We start from the raw sequence: 19,882 nt of genomic DNA on the forward strand, positions 1-19,882 counted from the left end.
AATACTCATGCAAATGACTCCACCTATTCGATGGAGTCACGATTCTTTCGTCGTTTTCATATCGTTCAACATAGATGATAGGATGAGAAACCTCTCTCTGTCATTTGCATCGAGCGCTTCATCTACCCGTTTCATCAACATTTCAAGTGACATCGAAACGACACTTTCCTCCAAAAGGCGTTCAGCGATTTTTCGATCGCTCGCACTTACTTGGAGCTCATCAGGCAAATAAGGATTCTCTTCCCGTACCATTGCATATTCCGGGCACGCATGGCTGTTCGGGAAATTTAATTGAATAAACATCTTTTCGTCCGGATGAAGACGTAAATCATGAAAAGACTTTTCCGCATCCGCTGTCATCAAGTTCCCTTTATAAAATCGGAAAGGGATGCTTTCGGAATTCGTTGTTGAAATCACCATAGCACGCGGGCAATAATGAGCTTCATCCGTAAAGTGGACATTTTTGAGAAGTTGTTCATGGCTAAGAAGATAGTTCAATATCCAGACACATTCCCGGCGCTTTAATTTGTAGCGCTTTAAAAACCACCGTACAAAATCCTTTTTGGCAGCGACAGGAATCACGGCAGTCATATCACACCTCCTCATCATTCAACATTTCAAGAAAAACGGTCCATTCTTCATGCTCTCCATGCTTCAATAATTCATTAATTACTTCGATAGCTTCCTGACGTTTTCCTTCTTCCAATAAAAATCGGATGTAGCGATCCAAGAATGACGGATCATCTGTCATCTTAGCATATGCCTTACTATAAGATACGTATGCATCGTCAAATTGTTCCTGACGTTCCAAAGCATATGCTTTAAAGGCATCGATTAACGGAATGTCGAATTGGTCAGCATCGACATCTTCCAATAGTTGAAGCAATTCTTCATCTTGCTCCCTTTCATTGTACAATGATGCGAGTGTAATGAGTGCTTCTAAGTATTCAGGGTCGAGCGCCAAAGATTCCTTCAAATGCATCTCTGCTTCGTTTGGCATACCTAACTTCAAAGCGGATTTAGCTGCAGACAAACGGAGCTCCTTATCGAATTCATCCCTTTTAATGCCTGATAGAAACCACTCATATGCTTTCTGATCATTTCCAAGCTGCGCTTGAACTTGCCCCGCCAACATATAGGCAGAAAAATAGTCAGGATCTATTTCCGCCAACTGATCAAGTAATCCGATTGCTCGCTCCAGATGCCCGCTTTGATAATAAGCGAACGCAGCCCCGAAAAGGGCGTCTGGCGATACTTCTTTTTTCAGCAACGCCTCATAATAAGGGAGCGCCTCTTCATATGCCGCGCCGGCGCTATATGTTTCTGCAAGTCGATGAAGGATATTCGTTCCAGCAATTTCATTATGCCCTTCATCATGAAGTTCTTTATAGCCGGTAGCTGCTTCTAAGTATCTCCCTGCATCTAATAGCAACTCGGCATAAGCAAATCGGATAATCGGCTCATAAGGAGATAGCGAAAGGGCTTCCTTCACTTTTTGCATTGCAGCCTCCGCCATACCAATCATTTGATAATAATCCGCCAATGCCATAAGCGCCTGCACATATTCCTCATCATCAGGCGAAATGTCTGTTAAAAGCAATAATGCCTCATCTTCCTCGCCTAACTCCAACAAAGTGCCAGCCCTGTCAATTTTCAATTGCGCTTCATTAGGCATTAATTTAAGCAAACCTTCATAAATATGATCGGCTTGACCGATAAAACCATAGTCAATCAAAACAGTCGCAGCGTCATATAAAAAATCATATTCCTCTGCTTGCTCTGCACGATCGATGAATGCATGAATCGCTTCAATATCACCATCCAAAACCGATTTTTCAAAATCATGTAACTGCATCATATTTTCACCTGTTCCTTCATGTAGTATACATTAGGAAAATTATTCTTCCACAGCAGATAGTTGGTAGAGGTGTTCAAAGAAATTAGGATACGATATGGCAATGCAATCTGGATCTTCGATATGCACTGGCCCATCAGCTACATAGGCCGCAATAGCTGCCATCATCCCAATTCGATGGTCTCCATAGGAAGATAGGGATGCACCTTTTAAAACGGTTGGTCCATGAATAATCATGCCATCTTCCGTCGCTTCAATGTCAGCGCCCATTTTTTTTAATTCTTCCGTTACCGCCGTTATCCTATCCGTCTCTTTAACACGCAGTTCCGCCGCGTCCTTAATGACTGTCTTCCCTTTCGCTTGTGTAGATAAAAGAGCGATGATCGGAATTTCATCAATCAGTTTTGGAATTAACTCCCCACCGATTTCAATGCCACGCAATGAATCCGCCGTTACATTTACATTGCCAAATGGTTCGCCATCATCACCATTTCGATCCGTTACTACAACTTTTGCGCCCATCGCTTTTAAAACGTCAATAATTCCGGTACGAGTAGGATTTAATCCGACATTGATAAAATCGACTGAGCTACCTTCTAACATTGCAGCAGCAACCATGAAAAATGCCGCGGAAGAAATATCCCCTGGAACGACGACTTTACTTCCTTGGAGTGTTTGTCCACCTTCTATGCTCACAGTCTTATCCGAGCGTAGCACATTTGCACCAAACTGCGCCAACATACGCTCCGTATGATCTCTCGTAACATCGATCTCTTTAACAGTTGTCATTCCTTCAGCGTTCAATCCCGCGAAAAGGATTGCTGACTTAACTTGAGCGCTTGCTACGGGTAACTCATAATCAATTGCCGTTAGCTTACTACCCGTAATCGTCAGTGGCAAAAAGTCATCACCGTGAATGAGTGCCCCCATTTTTTGCAATGGACCTGTCACTCTCTTCATTGGTCGTTTTGATAAAGAAGCATCTCCGGTCAAAACGGATTTCACGTTCGAGGAGGCAAGAATGCCTAACATGAGCCTAGCTGTCGTTCCTGAGTTTCCAGCATACAAAGTATCAGCAGGTGCTGTCCAATTTTTCATGCCAGGACTGTCAATCCAAACATGTTCTCCTTCCCTTTTAATATAGACACCTAATTGCTTAAAGATTTCAATTGTCCGAAGGCAATCTTCGCCAGATAAGAAACCGGTAACTTCCGTTCTACCTTTCGCAATCGATCCTAACATGATTGCACGGTGAGAGATGGACTTGTCTCCCAATACTTTGCATTCGCCTTTTAAAACTGGTTTACGGAATTCGACCGTTCGTGATCCAACCATGTGAGAATCCTCCCTATCAAATGATATGCATGCTATAGTCAGTTGCTTTCGAAAGAGCAACTCTCGCTTTTTTGCGGTCATCAGCATTTTGGAAACTGATGACCAAAATGCCGTATACATCTGTTCTCGTTTCAACAATACGGATATTTGTTAAACTGATTTGCTCATCAGCTAAAATTTTCGTAACTTCAGAAATCACTCCCGGGTGATCCGGAATATCAATATGCAAATCAAATGTCATATATAGCGCACCTTGCACTGCCCCCTCAAATGTGGACGGAAGCGCATCGCGGCTGTTCTTGGCACGTTCAAAAAAGGTATAAATCTGCTCCGGATCATTTTCAAGTAGCATATTCCGAACATTTTGCATTTCATCTAACCAGCCATCTATCTGTGCCAATAATTCGGTTCTGTTTTGAATTGTAATATCTCTCCACATAGTTGGATCTGCAGAAGCGATTCTCGTTAAATCCCTAAATCCACCAGCCGCCAAGTTTCTGACAAATGGCTGTTCATCTTCTTGTGCGGATAGTCGTTCAACGAGCGCTGAAGCGATAATATGTGGAAAATGACTAATAATAGCAGTCATCCTGTCATGTTCTTCAGCTTCCAATACAACTACTTTCCCTTTTGAAGGGGCTAATAACGTTCTTAATTGCTCTACTTGTTCCGTATAGCTGTCTGCGGCAGGAGTCAAAATGTAGTAAGCATTCTCAAATAAATGCGCTTTAGCTGCGGCAACCCCACTCTTGTGGGAGCCTGCCATAGGATGGCCACCAATGAATGTAATGCCTTTATCAATAATTGCTTGAGCGGCTTCCATAATCGGCTTTTTCGTACTGCCGGTGTCAGATATAATTACATCGTCCTTAAAATTCCAATCGACCGATTCCTTTAATATGGAAACGGTCGTATTGACTGGTGTTGCAAAAAATATATAATCCGCCTTTTCACAAGCGGCCTTTGCGGATGGAGCCACTTCATCGATAATTCCACGTCGGTATGCTTCGTCAACCGTCGCATAAGACCGGTCGAAACCGATTAGATGAATGGGCGATCCTCCCCGGCGCAAAGCAAGGCCTAAGGAACCACCAATCAGCCCCAATCCAATTATTGCAATCTGCTTCATCATTTTCTACCCTTTTCCATCAATAATTGATCGAAAGCTGAAAAGAGACGATTATTTTGCTCCTCTGTTCCGATCGTTATTCTTACATGATGTGGAGTGCCTAACGCATTTCCACTCCGAACGATAAAACCTTTTTCCAATAGAAACTCAGAGGCTTCATCTGCATCTATAGGAACTTCAATCAAAACAAAATTCGTTTGCGAATCAAACAAATTCAAGCTGTTTTGTGCTGCATACTGTTTAAACCGTTCTCTTTGTTCAGCGTTCAGAAGACGGCATGAGTCAATGAAAGCTTCGTCTTCAAGCGCTTTTTCCGCAACAGTGATCGCCAATGAGTTGTTGTTGAATGGGTTTCTGACTTTATTTAACGGTTCTATTACAGAAGGTGAGCCAATCGCATAGCCAATTCTGAAGGACGCCAACCCATAAGCTTTGGAAAAAGTCCGCATGATGAGAATGTTAGGGAATCGTTTCAATAAGCTAATAGAATCAACATAATCAGGCTCTGTCACAAATTCGATATAAGCTTCATCCAAAACGATAAGTATATGCTCCGGCACTTTCTCTATAAACGAAATCAGATTCTTTTTAGGGATCAAGTTGCCGGTCGGATTGTTTGGATTACAAACAAAGATAACAGCAGTCTGATCTGTAATCTCTTCAAGGAAAGCCGGCAAATCATGTTGACCATCAACTAAAGGAATTTCGCTAATGGCTGCACCTTCGATTTTCGCATTATGTGCATATTGTGGAAAAGTAGGCGTTGCCATAATGGCATGTGAACCTTTGTCCAATAAAGCGCGTGAGATAATGGAAATCGTTTCGTCTGAACCATTGCCAAACAAGATCGCCTCTTCATCCACGCCATATTTTTCAGAAAGTTTTTTGCGAAGTGTTCCCCCATTTCCGTCGGGATAAATCTCAAAGCGCAACGTAGAACTGTTTAAAAACTCTTTTACAGATTTTGCACAGCCGTATGGATTTTCATTTGATGCCAATTTAACAACTTCTGTCAAATTGTAAGTTTCCATCACTTCTTCAATTGATCTTCCGGGTTTGTACGGCTTCATTTCCCGTAAAACTTGTTTCCATTTCATATGTATCCCCTCCGGCCAAAATGAATCGTTTATTTTTGTAGATCTGGACGTAATTTCACGGCATCCTTTTGATAGATATGTTGGATTTCCTTTTGCGTGGCATCAGTATTAATATGCATCAATATTCTGATACAAAAAGGCATAGCATCTATCACATTCATTTCATGGGTGCACATGACAGGGACATATTTCCACCCTTTAATCGACCTAACCGCCTTTGCAGGAAAAGCTGAAGCGATATCTGTTGTTGTCGATATAATGACTGAGACAATATCCTCTGGTGCCACTTTATTCGCATTTGCCATTTCGATTACTAAAGCTTCAGTCGCATCATGTACAATTTGCGCCTCGTCCAGCTCTACTGTCGTTGCTCCTCTGACTCCACGTACCGTCATAGTCACTCCTCCATTTCGACTCTCTTTTGTAGTTCATAGAATGCATTTTCGCATTCCTCTTCTGTAACTGCCTGGACAAATGGATGGCCAAAATTTTTGAGTAATACAAAGTTTAACTGGCCAAATGAAGCTTTCTTATCTTTTTTCATATATTGTAAAAAGTCTTCGAATTTGAATGATCGTACTGGGGCAAATGAATACCCATTTGACAATGAAAAACGAATGAAGCGATTTGTAATTGAAGAATTAATTTCACTAAAATTTTCGCTTAATAGAAGGCTATAGGCCATGCCAATCATGACCGATTCTCCATGACTAAGGCCTCCAAAACCGCAAACCGCTTCAACTGCGTGCCCAAATGTATGACCGAAATTTAAAAATTTGCGTTTACCATATTCAAATTCATCTTCAGCAACAATATCCGCCTTCACTTGTATCCCTTTTAATAATTCACTTGAAAGCCAATCAATCGATGGAGAAGAAAATCGGTCATTTGAAAGCAGTTCTTCTGACCATGCAGCGTCTGAGATAAACGCATGTTTGATGAGCTCAGTCATGCCAGATCTCACTTCTCGAGGGGGTAACGTTTCGAATAAAGCTGTTTCAAATAAAACAGCGGAAGGCTGATGAAAAGAACCAACCATATTTTTTCCTTCGGGCATATTAATCGCTGTCTTTCCCCCAACCGCACTGTCATGCGACAGAATCGTCGTCGGACATTGAATGAATCGAATTCCACGCATGAAAGTTGCTGCGACAAATCCTGTCAAGTCGCCTACCGCGCCGCCTCCAAATGCAATTAATATGGAATTCCGAGTAAAACCTTCTTTTAAAAAAAAGGAATGGCACTCGCCATATACAGACAACGTTTTACATTGCTCGCCAGCGGGGACTAACTTGATAACCGGTTGTACACCGCATGAATTAAGAGCTTCTTTTAGTAAAGCCAAATGAAGGGATGCGACATGTTCGTCCGCTATGATGCCGACATGATCCGCATTTGTAATTAGGGAGTAATAATCGCTTGAAAACAAATCATACACATTGCGGTCAATATGAACATCATATGAATGCCCTTTAATTTGAACAGTCCGCTTTCCCATGTCAAAACTCCCTCACATATTGTCGGTAACGGTCCATCTCTTCTTTTAATCCTTCCATCGTATCAGAACGGAATTCATCCATAATCGCTTTCGCAATTTCTGTTGCAATAACGTGCTCTGCCACTACAGAAGCTGCTGGGACTGCGCATGGATCCGAACGCTCAATTGTTGCAACGAATGGTTCTTTTGTTTCAATATCAACGCTTTCAAGCGGTTTATAGAGCGTGGGAATCGGCTTCATGACTCCCCGGATGACGATTGGCATGCCCGTCGTCATACCACCTTCGAGACCGCCTAAACGATTTGTTTTACGATAATATCCTTGATCTTCAGAGTAGGCAATTTCATCATGCACTTCACTCCCGGGACGCTTTGCCATTTCAAACCCTAAACCGAATTCCACACCTTTGAACGCATTGATACTCATCATTGCGCCCGATAGCTTCCCATCTAATTTACGGTCAAATTGCACATAGCTGCCAATACCAGGAGGGCAACCTTCAACGATTACTTCCACAACTCCACCAAGTGTATCGCCGCGTTCTTTTATATCGTCTATAGCTTTCACCATTTTTTTTGAAACTTCCGGATCTGCGCAATAAACCGGATCACTTTCTACGATCGTTCGTATTTCATCTACTGATTTTCCAGCGTAACTTTTCTGGTCTGTTGTCACACCACCAATTTCCGTTACATGAGAAACTGTATGGATCCCTAAAAAACGTAAAAATTGTTTGGCAACAGCACCTACTGCAACACGCATTGTCGTTTCACGAGCAGAGGATCGTTCCAATACATTTCTTAAGTCCCGGTGACCATATTTCATGCCACCAACTAAATCGGCATGCCCTGGCCGCGGCCTGGAGATTCGCCTCTTAATATCTTCAGGGTTCACATCTTCTGGCAATGGCTCAATTCCCATTATTTTCGTCCAATGCTTCCAATCATCGTTCACAACAGTTAATGTTACTGGCGATCCGATCGTTTTGCCATGCCTGACACCAGACGTAATCATGACTTGGTCCTTCTCAATTTGCATGCGGCGGCCTCTTCCATGGCCGCCTTGCCGTCTCTTTAATTCTTTATTGATCATTTCCGCTGTCAACGGCATTTGAGCAGGCAAGCCTTCTATAATTGCTGTAAGTTGAGGGCCATGCGATTCGCCGGCTGTAAAAAACCTCATTTCATTTCCTCCTCTGTCTCTTTATAAAAGGATTGTTTACATCCGTTTCATAGCACTTTACCAAAATGAAGCGAATTTGACCATAGTTTCTAAAGAAAAAAACAACTATTCGTTCCTTTCTATCAAATTTTCTTATAAAAGAATGTTTCTTCCGATTCAAATCCATATTTGGAAGGGTTGAAAATTTGTTCGGTGCTGCCGACGAATAAAATGCCGCCGGGTTTTAATGCCTTTGAAAAATTCATATAAATTTGGTCTTTTGCCTTTTCTGTAAAATAAATCATGACATTTCGGCAAACGATTAAATCAAAACCTGAACCGTATGGATCATTCAATAAATTGTGCTGCTTGAATTCCACAGTCCGTTTAATTTCATCCGTCACTTGATAATGATGCCCTTCATTTACAAAATAACGGGATAAAACCGGCTTCGGTACTTCTTTCAATGATCGATCTGCGTAAAGACCGACCTTGGCCCTTTCCAATACGCCAGCATCCAAATCGGTCGCTAAAATGGAAATATCCCTCACTGGTATATGCGAAGATAGCACCATTGCAAGAGAATACGGCTCTTCTCCAGTCGAACAAGCCGCGCTCCAAATTTTCAGTCTCTTGTTTTTCGATAAAAGCATCGGGAATATTTTTTTGTCCAACACATCCCAGCGCTGCCCATTCCGATAAAACTCTGAAACATTGATCGTCATCCGATCGAGGAATTCATCTAACAACTCTTTACTTGTATGTATGGCTTGGTAATATTCCGTAAAATTGCGGTACCCTCTCTTCTCATAAAGGGAAGTAAGTCTTCTTTTCATCTGCGCTTCCTTATATAACGACAGATCAATTCCTGTTTTTGTTTTTATTTTATTGATGAACTCAGCGTAATCCGACAATCTCCATTCCTCCAAATCAATTGCCTCCGCATATATGTAGCCAAATCTCAACCAAAGACCCTTTCCGTATCAAGGCATCCATAAACGTCCTGTACGTACAGCTTCTTCGTAAACTCCTACAAAGACTTTAACATCCGCCAGAGGCTTTATTAATATACATTCACCAGTATTGCAGTCTTTAAAGCGAAGAATGGCGTTTAGGGTCAGATCAAAAGCTTTCTTAACCTTTCCCTCAACTTCCATCCGTAGTAAAGACACTGGCTGTACAGCGAAGCAATTTTTCTTTTTTTACAGTCTCTTATGAAATAAAGAAAAGTATTTGTTATAGGTAGATAAACATTTTTACCTATTATAACGAATAAACGGTAAGGATGTATAAATAATTATGTCAAAGCGCAATTATTGTTCTTTTTTGTTCAAAATATCGCATGTCAAAGCCACAAGATCGCAAAAGAGAATGGATCATTATACCTACTACTTACCGGTATAGGAGGGGTGCCGCTCTAGCTTGTATGCATTCAATATACGGATATCAAGGTAGGTATTAAATATTTTGCTGGAGAAAGATAAAAACAGCCGTGCGGAAATAACCGCTTGGCTGTTTAAGTGCATGTTCAAATGAACGGACAAAATAGCCGCTAAAAGTTCTTCTTGAAAGAACATTCATTACGCCACTATAGTACGTGATCACTTTGAACAAATAGGATGAAATTAGTTAATCCAGTTGTTCATCAATTTATCATAGCTGATAAGTTCTTCTTCTTTAAAGAACAAGCCAATTTCACGAACGGCTGATTCTGGAGAGTCAGACCCGTGGATGATGTTTTTGCCCACAGTAACAGCGAAGTCACCACGGATTGTTCCTGGAGCTGATTCTTTAGGATTCGTTGCACCCATCATTAGACGTGCAGTAGAGATGACATTCTCACCTTCCCAAACCATCGCAAAAACAGGTCCAGAAGTGATGAATTCAACCAGTTCTCCGAAGAAAGGACGCTCTTTATGCTCGCCATAATGCTGTTCAGCAAGTTCTTGAGAAATTTGCATTAATTTACCGCCAACAAGTGTAAATCCTTTGCTTTCAAAACGGCTTACGATTTCACCGATCAAGTTTCTTTGTACACCATCAGGCTTGACCATTAAAAATGTTCTTTCCATTTCTATTAACACTCCTTCAATTGTATGTATGGAATTTTCTCCTTACTGATCGTACCACCTAAGCCTCGATCTTTCAACTATGATCCGGCCTGTCAATACTTTCTTTTCCCTAAGAATTCCGCGATTTTCAACAAGGCAGACTTCGCTTCCCCTTCCGGCAAACTTTCCAATTCATCGATTGCCTTTTTCAAGTAGAGGTCGCTTACACGCTGAGCTCTTTCAATAGCGCCCGATTTTCGGATATACTTGATCATTTCAGCACGTTCCTCTTCCGTCAAAGTACCGTCAAAGGACCGTTGCAAGAATGGTTGGAATTCCTTTTCATCCTTTATGTATAAAGTCGGAAGTGTCAAATGGCCATTCAACAAGTCACTGCCTGCTGGCTTGCCCAATTTTTCATCTGTAGATGTAATGTCCAAAATATCATCGACAATTTGGAAAGCCATTCCTGCAAAGTATCCAAACCTTTGTAATTTACGTACAACGTCAGGAGAAGCATTGGATACTAATGCACCCAATTCACAGCTTGAAGAAAGCAAAAGGGCTGTTTTCCTTTTTATGCGTCGCAAATAATCGCGGAAAGTTTGATCCACTTTCTTTTGAAAATCAATTTGAATGATTTCCCCTTTACAAATTTCTAACATCGTCTCGGCCAATAATTGATGAACTTCACGTATCTCGATTTCACCAATCGACATTAGGGCCCGTGAAAAGATATAATCTCCGGTATACATAGCGATACGATTATCCCATTTCGCTTTGACAGTTTTAAAACCCCGTCGTTTATCGGAGTCATCAATTACGTCATCATGGACTAAGGAAGCCATATGAATCAATTCAAGCGAAACGGCGACTTTCGCTACTTTCTCCATCGAATAGTCACCGAATTTAGAGGATAGTATGACAAAGATCGGCCGAATCCTTTTCCCTCCTGCCCGCAGCAAAAGGAGAGAGGCTTGCCGAATGATCGGGGAAGAGGAGTCAACGGATTGTTCAAGTTCCCTTTCGATAAATGCAAGATCCTTACGGAAGTCTGCGTAAAGTGACATTAACTTCAATTTCTCCAAGACAATTACCTTCCCCTGCTTACGTTTTATTTGAATGCTATATGTCCGGCTGCTGCGCCGCCGCTATATTTTTTATAGGAAACTTCACTGAATCCAGCGTCTACAAACATTTGAGACAGCTGCTTGACACCCGGAAAATCGTCTGCGGATTCTTGTAGCCACGAATATTCTTTATAACTCTTCGCAAAGATTTTACCGAATAACGGCATGATATATTTAAAATAAAAACGGAATAGCTGTCGATAAACCGGAATCTCAGTTTGAGAAGTTTCCAAGCACGCCGCCATACCACCCGGTTTTAACACTCGGTGCATTTCTTTCAACACAGTTGCATAATCCGGTACATTTCGCAAGCCGAAACCGATTGTCACATAATCAAAGGAGTTATCAGGAAAAGGCAATTCCATGGCATTCCCTTGGATCAGTTCAATCATTGGATAGCTTTCTACCTTTGGTTTTGCTGAAGCAAGCATCCCTTCACTAAAATCGAGTCCAATTACGCTACCTCGAGTACCGACCGACTCTGCAAGTGCAATTGTCCAATCAGCAGTTCCGCAACAAACATCCAATGCCTTTGAACCTTCCTTGACATCCATTCGCAACATGATATCATTGCGCCATTTTTTATGTTGGTTAAAACTGATGACCGAATTCATCTTATCATAGTCAACAGCTATTTTTTCAAATACATGATGGACTTTTTGTTCTTTTGGTGTCGCCAAAAGCAATCCCTCTTTTCTTCATATCAGCTTGCCTAATAAAGGTGCAGTCAAGCTTTGGATTTCGCGCTTAAGGAAAGGTTGAAGAAAGTCAGCCTTTTCCATTTCAGATCGCAAAGTTTCCGCCAACGTTGAAGCAATTTGCTCAAGTTGTCCTATATGATTATTGTTTTCATTGCAATCGAGCTTTGCATACGGTTCCACGCTCAATTTTTTATTAAAACAATGCAGCGACAAAGCAGTTTCCGCTATTTTTCGATACTGTTCAAAACCATATGTGCGATAAAAAACTGCTACGCATGCCGCTTCTATAGTCGTAACGATATTAAGAAGTTCATTATTATCTGTAATAGGGAATCTCATCATATTCGTTTTCGTTTCGTTAATATGTCCAATTGTTTCCGACATTGAACGAATGAACGCAAAATCCGGCAGAGAAGAAAGCAACCGATAATGTATACCGCTATAATGATCTCCCGAGAGTACCATCAGCTGCTGTTCCTGCGAAGTAGCATTCGTTAAATTGATCTTATCATGGACAGCGAAAGCGGCGTGCACTGCCCCGACAGCAACAGCAGATACTTCGATTTGCTTCGAATATGTTTCCCCGTTTAAATGTGGTAAAAGCATGAAAAATGCTTTTACCTCGTCGATCGATGCCTTTCCAAGCGCTTTTTCCACAATCGGTTCCCGAATGGCATTTTCGACGTACTGTATATAGTTTTGTATCGTTCGATTTATCGTTTGTCTGTCCATCTTCGGATCTCCAATCAAAGAGCTAAGAGAAAGCATCTTTTCACAAATCATTCTTTTCCTTCACTGGAAACGACACCGTGTGAGGAGTGAATTTCCGCTTTACCACGAATTTTCATGGCAGAGGTATGCTCAGTAAATTGGGCGATCATGACTTCTCCTCGATCCAATTTCTCTGTGTGATGGAATTTTGTATCATTCCCTCGTGTCAAACCGATGACATTCACACCGTCTTCCAGCGCTTTTATAATAATATAATCAGGTTGAGTCATGTAAACCACTCCTGTCATTCATATACAATCCATCATATCATAGAGTTGAAGCTGTCGGCAAAGCCTCAAACCGACTTTATAAGAGACAGAATTTCTGCTCTTTTCACATCATCATGTTCATAGATGCCCCGTGCCACTGTCGTAACAGTTTTAGCGCCCGGCTTTTTAATGCCGCGCATCGTCATGCACATATGCTCAGCTTCGATAATGACATATACACCGATTGGATTGAGCATGTCCATCATTGCATTTGCAACAGTCGATGTAATCCGTTCCTGCAACTGAGGGCGCCTTGCTGTCGTTTCGACCGCACGTGCTAACTTGCTTAAACCGGCAACAACACCATTGCGTGGTATATAAGCAATATGTGCATGCCCAAAAAACGGCACTAAATGGTGCTCACACATTGAGTGGAATGGTATGTCCTTCACCAATACGACTTCATCATGATTTTCATGGAAAACTGTTTCGAAATACTCTTTTGGATCTTTATTCAAACCTTCAAATGCTTCTGCATACATTTTAGCAACACGTTTCGGCGTTTCAAGCAAACCTTCCCGATCCGGGTCTTCCCCGATTGCTTCAAGGATCATAGTAACGGCTTTTTCTATTTTGCCAAGATCCATCTCTGTCATAATGACATCCTCCTCCACCCAAACTAATCTTTCCTCCAAAAATAGTAGCATAATCCTTTCGTTCCGTACAGTTCGCCTCACTTTGAGGAAAATTATGCTGCCAACATAAGAAAGAAAAGGAGCCCGTTCAGCCGATCCGTTAATCGACGAACGAACTCCTATGTAAACTCAAAGATTACTTAACAGCATCTTTAAGCGCTTTACCTGCTTTGAATGCAGGTACTTTACTTGCAGCAATTTCGATTTCTTCTCCAGATTGCGGGTTGCGGCCTTTACGTGCTGCACGCTCGCGAACTTCGAAGTTACCGAATCCGATCAGTTGTACTTTATCACCTTTTGCAAGTGTCGATTGGATTGTATCGAATACAGCTTCAACCGCTTTAGTAGCATCTTTTTTAGTCAGTCCTGCCGCTTCGGCAACTGAGTTGATCAATTCTGTTTTGTTCACACCATTCACCTCCTCTCAAAGGAAATGTATTTCGCTTCTTGATAGGGCAACCGCTTTTCAGAACACCAATAGTGTAACGCATTCTTATCGAACCTTTTAGTGACTGTCATAGCTATATGCTGTCCTATGCTTTTGTTTGTCCAGCTGCAAACACCAGCTCACGCGTCCACTTCAGGCTCTCGGACGAAATGCGTGCATTTCTTCTCGGGCCTTCCAGTGGCCGGTTGAGATTAACGGTGTTTTCCGCTTTTCTTGTCCAGCTGCAGGTGGCAACCGCTCGGGTCGCTTCGAATGAGAAATAAAGGCAAAAAGCGCCTTTAGTTTCTCATCCTCCAGCGCCGGTCGCGGCTGGACGCCACCTTCCGCTTTTCTTTGTCCAGCTGCAAACACCAGCTCACGCGTCCACTTCAGGCTCTCGGACGAAATGCGTGCATTTCTTCTCGGGCCTTCCAGTGGCCGGTTGAGCTTAACGGTGTTTTCCGCTTTTCTTTGAACACTGTAAAAAGAGTAACATACTCAAAACCGCGACGCAACAATATTATCAACGTTTGTAAGCGCTTTTCGATTTATTTTATAAAAAAAACAAAAAGACCCGTCAAAAACGGATCTTTTTCAGTAAAAACAGCATTTCCACTTGACAGATTAGGATTTAAAGCTCTTCATTAACCAAAAGGAATTTTAAGTCTTTTCGCAATAGCCTTTCTCTATGAACAATCTGTCTCTAAAATGCTGACAGGATTTTTAGATGTAATCTTGCTAAAAGGATCGTAATTCCTAAGTTTTTCCGAAATATTAAAGACCTCGATATAACAGATTAAACGATGAAGGTAATCATTCCTTTATTGCCGTCATTGACCATTTGCTCTATCGTCTCCCTTAACCGTTTTCGAGCATTTGGCGGCACTGAGGAAGTTTTAAAGCGGATACTTTCTTTCATCACTTCATGGAGTGGAGTGCCGAACAATTGAGTTTGCCATAATGCATCTCGATCATGTAAGTAGGCATTCTTCAATTCCTTCAGCAAATGATGGCTATGGAATTCCGAGCCGATCAATGGTGAAAACTCAGCGTCCATATCAATTCTAATGATATGAAGGGACGGCGCGGATGCTTTCATTCGCACACCGTAAAAATTATCTTGTTTAATCAATTCAGGTGGCGATGGCTGGAAATCATCGATTGTCGGCAATGCTACACCGTAGCCACTCTGTTTTGCTGTTTCAATAGCCTCCGCATACATATCATAGGATTTCTTCGCTTTAACGGCATCTTGAATGAATACGAGCCAATCTTTTTTAGTCCGGATTTCACGTTGCATAATTTTCTCGCATACCTCTCTGAATGCTTCTTCATCCATTTGGATATTAACGATTGCTTTTCCTTTTCCGGCATCTACATCGACAACTTCTGCATGGCGAACATAATTTTCATCTTTGAGCTTTTCAGCAAGCTCTTGAACTTTTCGTATTTTGGATGCTTCCAAAAAGCCTTCGTTTATAACGTTGTCAATCGCAGCATTCAATTCATGCTCTGGTCCGAGCACGTCCATCCAGTCAGGCTTTTGCAGATCGATATGCGTAATTGGGAATTCATATAAAGCTTCTTTTAAAATTAATTGGATCTCTTGCGCGTTTAATTGATCGGCACTAATGGCAATTACTGGAACTCCATGCGTTTCCTGCAATTTATCGCGCAATGAGATCGTCCGATCATGTGCAGGCATTTTAGAATTTAGTACAATTACAAATGGTTTGCCAATTTCTTTTAGTTTGCCAACAATCTCTTGTTCTGCAACTTCAGCAGCCTGTCTTGGGATATTATTTACTGTACCGTCTGTCGTTACTAAAATTCCAATCGTTGAATGGTCTCGAATCACTTTATCGGTCCCTATACGGGCAGCCTCTTCAAACGGAATAGGTTCGTTATGCCAAGGTGTATGGACGTATTTCGGGCCATCTTCATCTTCATAACCTTTGACACCATCAATAACATAACCAACACAATCTGCCAGCCGTACTTGAAATGACAGTTCGCCATCTCCAATAGAAACCGACGTCCCTTGCGCTGGCACAAACTTAGGCTCAGATGTCATTATGATCGGACCTGGTGAGCTTTGTGGCAGCTCATCCTGTGCTCTGGCCCGATCACCCGCATCTGACATATTCGGAATGACGACCTCTTCCATCACCCGTTTCACAAATGTAGATTTCCCGACACGAACAGGGCCGACAACACCTATATAAATATCCCCATCCGTTCGTCTAGCTAAGTTTTCATATAACTCTTCTTTCATGCGTAGCCCTCCTTTTTTTGCGCATATTAGTTTATGATAAAAAAAAACGTTTCATGCTAAAAGCACGAAACGTTTTTATATCGCAATGATTATTTGCCTTTTTTCATGAAAATAGGCTCATTTTTTTCATTAACTGTGTATGGCAAGGAGTAAGCAGGCAAAATCGGATACTCATCGGAAAGCAAATGGCGAATATCTTCACCTTGTTCGACAGATGGCTTTTCCTCTTGTAAAATCCTGTTTAAATCAATTGAATAGTCTACATAGAAGTTCCCGTCGCCTCCAATGACAATCGGCAACAATGCATCCGAATAAGGGCTCTCCACTTTAATCGGCTCTTTGAAGCCCATTTTTTCATAATCAATTTCAAAAACCGCTTCTCCAACCGGATCTTTAAATGGCACACTGCCGTTCACTGTCTTTCTTATGTTTAATTCCCGAATCCTCTCAGCTATTCGAAGGTCTACAAGTTTCACTGTAGGATTCTCCTCTACGTCCATTAAAACATATTGGAAAATACCGCCGACTTCATATGCGTTAGACGGGATTTTTTCTGTATAAGCAGGTACAATTTGTGAAAATTCGATTGGATATTTAATATATTGATCCGTTTCTTGCTCTCTCGTTTTAATCGGAAGCAAACCGCCACTATTTTCTTTAAACGCATCGACAGCCTTTTGGACTGACTCTAATTGATCTTCGTACGGATTTTCTCGTGTCACTTTCTCATCTTTTGGATACATGCATCCTGACAAAATAATAGTGAAAAATAACATTGACATGACCGCAAATCTTTTTCGGAACATCTCATTTACCCCCTCCCTGTCGGCCCACTGAATACAATATAAATCATTGCCAAAAATGAAAAGAGTAATAGAGCATACGCAATTAATGCAAATAGGAATTTTAATAATCTATTTTTCAATTTATGTCGGCTAACATGGATGAGCCCCATGGAAACGACCATGAAACCCATTGCATAAAACGATAGCCACATTTTATCCATAGAGGACAAATCAATCATCCTTTCCAACTAACAACACATCGATTATTTATAAAATATGTCTTCAATCTCCTGTTTTTTCGTTCGGCCCATTAACTGATCTACAGCTTGTTTAGGCGTTTCTCCTTCGAACAGCACCGTATAGAGTGCCTCGGTCAATGGCATGGATACTCCATGGCGAACAGCAAGCTGATGTGCTGCCTTCGTTGTACGGATGCCTTCTATGACCATACCCATCCCAGAAATGACCTCGTCTAATGTCTTGCCTTGTCCTAACAAGTTTCCAGCTTTATAGTTCCTTGAGTGGATACTTGTACATGTGACGATAAGGTCGCCGAGCCCTGTCAATCCCGAAAATGTTAATGGATTCGCACCCATCTTCATGCCAAGACGGGTTATTTCGGCCAGTCCTCTTGTAATGAGCGCTGCTTTCGCGTTATCCCCATAGCTCAAACCGTCCGATATTCCCGCAGCTAATGCGATAACATTTTTTAAAGCACCGCCAATTTCCACACCTATAAGATCATCATGTGTGTAAACACGAAAATAATTGTTCATAAAAAGATCTTGTACTTTAATAGCTGCTTCGGCATCCAGAGATGCTGCCGTAATCGTTGTCGGATGACGGAGGACAACCTCCTCGGCATGGCTTGGACCTGATAAAGCAACAATCGCTTTTCTTTTTTCCGGATCAATTTCATCCTCGATCATTTCGGAAATCCGTTTCAACGAATCCGGCTCGATTCCTTTCGAGACGTGAACAATTAACTTCGGTTCGTTTATTAATCGATTTAGCTGTCCACATATTTCTCGAATTCCTTTTGTTGGAACAGCGATGATCAAAACATCGCTGTGAGTAACAGCTTCCCGTACATCAGTCACTGCATGTAAATTAGTCGGCAGCTCTATTTTTGGCAAATACATTTCATTTGTATGCTGCTCGTTTATTTCCCTGCATTGATCGGGCTTTCTTGTCCAAAGCATGCAATTATGTCCATTGTCGGACAAAACGAATGCAATGGCTGTTCCCCAGCTTCCCGCTCCAAATACAGATACTTTCTCCAAAGTCTTCACCTCATTATTCACTGAGTCCGCTTAACTGCGTGCGCGTGTAATTAACCTGATCGGGGTTCCTTCAAATCCGAATGACTCCCTCAGCCGGTTTTGTAAAAATCGTTCATAAGAGAAATGCATAAGCTCCGGATCATTTACGAAAACAATGAATACCGGCGGTTTGACTGAAACTTGCGTAACATAATAAATGCGCAGTCTGCGTCCTTTATCTGACGGGGCAGGGTTTCTCGCCACTGCATCTTCTATCACTTCGTTCAATACGCTCGATTGAATACGCATCGCATGATTTTCGCTTATCATTTGAATTTGGTCAAATAGCGTTTTTACCCTTTGTTTCGTTTTTGCAGACACGAAAGCAATCGGAGCATAATCAAGAAAGAGGAAATTTTTTCGAATGTCTTCTGTAAAACGATTCATCGTTTTTTCATCTTTTTCAACTGCATCCCATTTATTGACGACGAAAAGAATGCCTTTGCCAGCTTCTTCTGCGTACCCTGCAATCCGCTTATCTTGTTCACGGATGCCTTCCTCGCCGTTTAAGACGATCAGTACAACGTCCGATCGGTCAATCGCCTTTAATGCACGAAGGACACTGTATTTTTCCATATTCTCGTATACTTTTCCTTTTTTGCGCATACCAGCTGTATCAATAATTTTGTACTTTTGCCCTTCGAATTCATATGTCGTATCAATCGCATCCGTTGTCGTCCCAGCTACATCACTGACGATGACACGTTCTTCGCCCAATAGCGCATTGACGAGCGATGATTTCCCGACGTTCGGTCTGCCAATCAATGAAAAACGGATAACGTCTTCTTCTTCGTCAACTTCCCCTTTTTCGGGAAAATGCTCAGCAACAGCATCCAACAAATCTCCAAGACCAATTCCGTGCGAACCTGATATTGGATATGGATCGCCGAATCCTAATGAATAGAAATCATAAATCATATCCCGCATATCCGGGTTATCGATTTTATTGACGGCCAATACGACTGGTTTTTTCGTTTTATAAAGAATTTTCGCTACTTGTTCATCCGCGTCAGTAACACCTTCGCGTCCATTCGTTAAGAAAATAATGACATCCGCCTCTTCGATGGCGATTTCAGCTTGCAAACGGATTTGCTCTAAGAACGGTTCATCTCCAATATCGATGCCGCCAGTGTCGATCAAATTAAAATCATGGGAAAGCCAGTCTGCAGAACTATATATGCGATCTCGCGTAACCCCCGCCACATCTTCTACAATCGATATACGCTCTCCGACAATCCGGTTGAATATTGTCGATTTCCCTACATTCGGCCTACCGACAATTGCTACAGTTGGTTTACTCATCAATTAACACCCTCTTAGTATTCTCTTTCGTATTATACACAATTCCTACAGTGCCGTCTAAAGGCGAGACATGTAAGCAGAACGAATCGCAGCACAAAAAAAGAGGCTGGGACAAAACCCACCTCTAATTGAAAAAGC

Annotated in this window: 21 protein-coding genes; all 21 read right to left on the minus strand. The window is 41.8% G+C overall.

The features are described from left to right. Positions 1-36: 36 nt before the first annotated feature. Complete coding sequence (locus ACFQ38_RS14960) at positions 37-591, minus strand: ReoY family proteolytic degradation factor (protein ID WP_336824664.1); 555 nt, start codon at positions 589-591, stop codon at positions 37-39. Between the two features lies 1 nt (position 592). Beyond that, entirely contained in the window at positions 593-1,855 is a 1,263-nt protein-coding gene (locus tag ACFQ38_RS14965) for a tetratricopeptide repeat protein (protein WP_336824665.1), read from the minus strand. A gap of 42 nt (positions 1,856-1,897) precedes the next feature. Continuing rightward, positions 1,898-3,190 (minus strand): 3-phosphoshikimate 1-carboxyvinyltransferase, encoded by a 1,293-nt coding sequence (aroA, locus tag ACFQ38_RS14970; protein WP_336824666.1) that lies wholly within the window; start codon positions 3,188-3,190, stop codon positions 1,898-1,900. A 16-nt stretch (positions 3,191-3,206) separates the two neighbouring features. Then, positions 3,207-4,322 carry a prephenate dehydrogenase gene (locus ACFQ38_RS14975; RefSeq protein WP_381481936.1) on the minus strand — a complete coding sequence of 372 codons (1,116 nt, stop codon included), beginning with the start codon at positions 4,320-4,322 and terminating at the stop codon, positions 3,207-3,209. After that, on the minus strand, positions 4,319-5,416 hold the full coding sequence (gene hisC / locus ACFQ38_RS14980) for a histidinol-phosphate transaminase (protein ID WP_336824668.1): 1,098 nt from the start codon (positions 5,414-5,416) through the stop codon (positions 4,319-4,321). Before hisC ends, ACFQ38_RS14975 begins: the two co-directional genes overlap by 4 nt. 29 nt (positions 5,417-5,445) lie before the next feature. Next, positions 5,446-5,811 carry a chorismate mutase gene (gene aroH, locus ACFQ38_RS14985; RefSeq protein ID WP_336824669.1) on the minus strand — a complete coding sequence of 122 codons (366 nt, stop codon included), beginning with the start codon at positions 5,809-5,811 and terminating at the stop codon, positions 5,446-5,448. A gap of 2 nt (positions 5,812-5,813) precedes the next feature. Continuing rightward, complete coding sequence (gene aroB, locus ACFQ38_RS14990) at positions 5,814-6,914, minus strand: 3-dehydroquinate synthase (protein ID WP_381481939.1); 1,101 nt, start codon at positions 6,912-6,914, stop codon at positions 5,814-5,816. 1 nt (position 6,915) lies between these two features. Next, positions 6,916-8,097 (minus strand): chorismate synthase, encoded by a 1,182-nt coding sequence (gene aroC, locus ACFQ38_RS14995; protein WP_381481941.1) that lies wholly within the window; start codon positions 8,095-8,097, stop codon positions 6,916-6,918. A 122-nt stretch (positions 8,098-8,219) separates the two neighbouring features. After that, positions 8,220-8,990 carry a CheR family methyltransferase gene (locus ACFQ38_RS15000; RefSeq protein ID WP_381481951.1) on the minus strand — a complete coding sequence of 257 codons (771 nt, stop codon included), beginning with the start codon at positions 8,988-8,990 and terminating at the stop codon, positions 8,220-8,222. 711 nt (positions 8,991-9,701) lie between these two features. Then, entirely contained in the window at positions 9,702-10,148 is a 447-nt protein-coding gene (gene ndk, locus ACFQ38_RS15005; protein ID WP_336824672.1) for a nucleoside-diphosphate kinase, read from the minus strand. Between the two features lie 92 nt (positions 10,149-10,240). Beyond that, a complete protein-coding gene (locus ACFQ38_RS15010) occupies positions 10,241-11,215 on the minus strand; it encodes a polyprenyl synthetase family protein (protein WP_336824673.1) in 975 nt (324 codons plus the stop codon). Positions 11,216-11,241: 26 nt separating this feature from the next. Continuing rightward, a complete protein-coding gene (locus ACFQ38_RS15015) occupies positions 11,242-11,937 on the minus strand; it encodes a demethylmenaquinone methyltransferase (RefSeq protein WP_336824674.1) in 696 nt (231 codons plus the stop codon). A gap of 18 nt (positions 11,938-11,955) precedes the next feature. Continuing rightward, the gene (locus ACFQ38_RS15020) at positions 11,956-12,690 is read right to left on the minus strand and encodes a heptaprenyl diphosphate synthase component 1 (protein ID WP_336824675.1); all 735 of its coding nucleotides are present in this window, start codon (positions 12,688-12,690) and stop codon (positions 11,956-11,958) included. Between the two features lie 47 nt (positions 12,691-12,737). After that, positions 12,738-12,959 carry a trp RNA-binding attenuation protein MtrB gene (mtrB, locus tag ACFQ38_RS15025; protein ID WP_336824676.1) on the minus strand — a complete coding sequence of 74 codons (222 nt, stop codon included), beginning with the start codon at positions 12,957-12,959 and terminating at the stop codon, positions 12,738-12,740. Positions 12,960-13,024: 65 nt separating this feature from the next. Further along, positions 13,025-13,594, minus strand: coding sequence for a GTP cyclohydrolase I FolE (gene folE / locus ACFQ38_RS15030; protein WP_336824677.1), 570 nt, complete (start codon positions 13,592-13,594; stop codon positions 13,025-13,027). 175 nt (positions 13,595-13,769) lie between these two features. After that, on the minus strand, positions 13,770-14,042 hold the full coding sequence (locus tag ACFQ38_RS15035; RefSeq protein ID WP_147059822.1) for an HU family DNA-binding protein: 273 nt from the start codon (positions 14,040-14,042) through the stop codon (positions 13,770-13,772). Positions 14,043-14,856: 814 nt separating this feature from the next. Further along, the gene (spoIVA, locus tag ACFQ38_RS15040) at positions 14,857-16,335 is read right to left on the minus strand and encodes a stage IV sporulation protein A (protein WP_336825166.1); all 1,479 of its coding nucleotides are present in this window, start codon (positions 16,333-16,335) and stop codon (positions 14,857-14,859) included. 89 nt (positions 16,336-16,424) lie between these two features. Beyond that, a complete protein-coding gene (locus tag ACFQ38_RS15045) occupies positions 16,425-17,141 on the minus strand; it encodes a hypothetical protein (protein ID WP_381481945.1) in 717 nt (238 codons plus the stop codon). Between the two features lie 5 nt (positions 17,142-17,146). Further along, positions 17,147-17,350, minus strand: coding sequence for a DUF2768 domain-containing protein (locus ACFQ38_RS15050; protein ID WP_336825168.1), 204 nt, complete (start codon positions 17,348-17,350; stop codon positions 17,147-17,149). A 33-nt stretch (positions 17,351-17,383) separates the two neighbouring features. Beyond that, positions 17,384-18,403 carry an NAD(P)H-dependent glycerol-3-phosphate dehydrogenase gene (locus ACFQ38_RS15055; protein ID WP_381481947.1) on the minus strand — a complete coding sequence of 340 codons (1,020 nt, stop codon included), beginning with the start codon at positions 18,401-18,403 and terminating at the stop codon, positions 17,384-17,386. 30 nt (positions 18,404-18,433) lie between these two features. Then, positions 18,434-19,744 carry a ribosome biogenesis GTPase Der gene (der, locus tag ACFQ38_RS15060; protein ID WP_336825170.1) on the minus strand — a complete coding sequence of 437 codons (1,311 nt, stop codon included), beginning with the start codon at positions 19,742-19,744 and terminating at the stop codon, positions 18,434-18,436. Positions 19,745-19,882: the final 138 nt, after the last annotated feature.

It is taken from the genome of Sporosarcina contaminans, from assembly GCF_042679045.1.
Lineage (GTDB): Bacteria > Bacillota > Bacilli > Bacillales_A > Planococcaceae > Sporosarcina > Sporosarcina contaminans.

Bases quoted from the DNA above. Each gene is read 5' to 3' on its own strand.
- ACFQ38_RS14960 (WP_336824664.1), bottom strand. From the start codon at position 591: ATGACTGCCGTGATTCCTGTCGCTGCCAAAAAGGATTTTGTACGGTGG.
- ACFQ38_RS14965 (WP_336824665.1), bottom strand. From the start codon at position 1,855: ATGCAGTTACATGATTTTGAAAAATCGGTTTTGGATGGTGATATTGAA.
- aroA (WP_336824666.1), bottom strand. From the start codon at position 3,190: ATGGTTGGATCACGAACGGTCGAATTCCGTAAACCAGTTTTAAAAGGC.
- ACFQ38_RS14975 (WP_381481936.1), bottom strand. From the start codon at position 4,322: ATGATGAAGCAGATTGCAATAATTGGATTGGGGCTGATTGGTGGTTCC.
- hisC (WP_336824668.1), bottom strand. From the start codon at position 5,416: ATGAAATGGAAACAAGTTTTACGGGAAATGAAGCCGTACAAACCCGGA.
- aroH (WP_336824669.1), bottom strand. From the start codon at position 5,811: ATGACGGTACGTGGAGTCAGAGGAGCAACGACAGTAGAGCTGGACGAG.
- aroB (WP_381481939.1), bottom strand. From the start codon at position 6,914: ATGGGAAAGCGGACTGTTCAAATTAAAGGGCATTCATATGATGTTCAT.
- aroC (WP_381481941.1), bottom strand. From the start codon at position 8,097: ATGAGGTTTTTTACAGCCGGCGAATCGCATGGCCCTCAACTTACAGCA.
- ndk (WP_336824672.1), bottom strand. From the start codon at position 10,148: ATGGAAAGAACATTTTTAATGGTCAAGCCTGATGGTGTACAAAGAAAC.
- ACFQ38_RS15020 (WP_336824675.1), bottom strand. From the start codon at position 12,690: ATGGACAGACAAACGATAAATCGAACGATACAAAACTATATACAGTAC.
- mtrB (WP_336824676.1), bottom strand. From the start codon at position 12,959: ATGACTCAACCTGATTATATTATTATAAAAGCGCTGGAAGACGGTGTG.
- folE (WP_336824677.1), bottom strand. From the start codon at position 13,594: ATGACAGAGATGGATCTTGGCAAAATAGAAAAAGCCGTTACTATGATC.
- spoIVA (WP_336825166.1), bottom strand. From the start codon at position 16,335: ATGAAAGAAGAGTTATATGAAAACTTAGCTAGACGAACGGATGGGGAT.
- ACFQ38_RS15045 (WP_381481945.1), bottom strand. From the start codon at position 17,141: ATGTTCCGAAAAAGATTTGCGGTCATGTCAATGTTATTTTTCACTATT.
- der (WP_336825170.1), bottom strand. From the start codon at position 19,744: ATGAGTAAACCAACTGTAGCAATTGTCGGTAGGCCGAATGTAGGGAAA.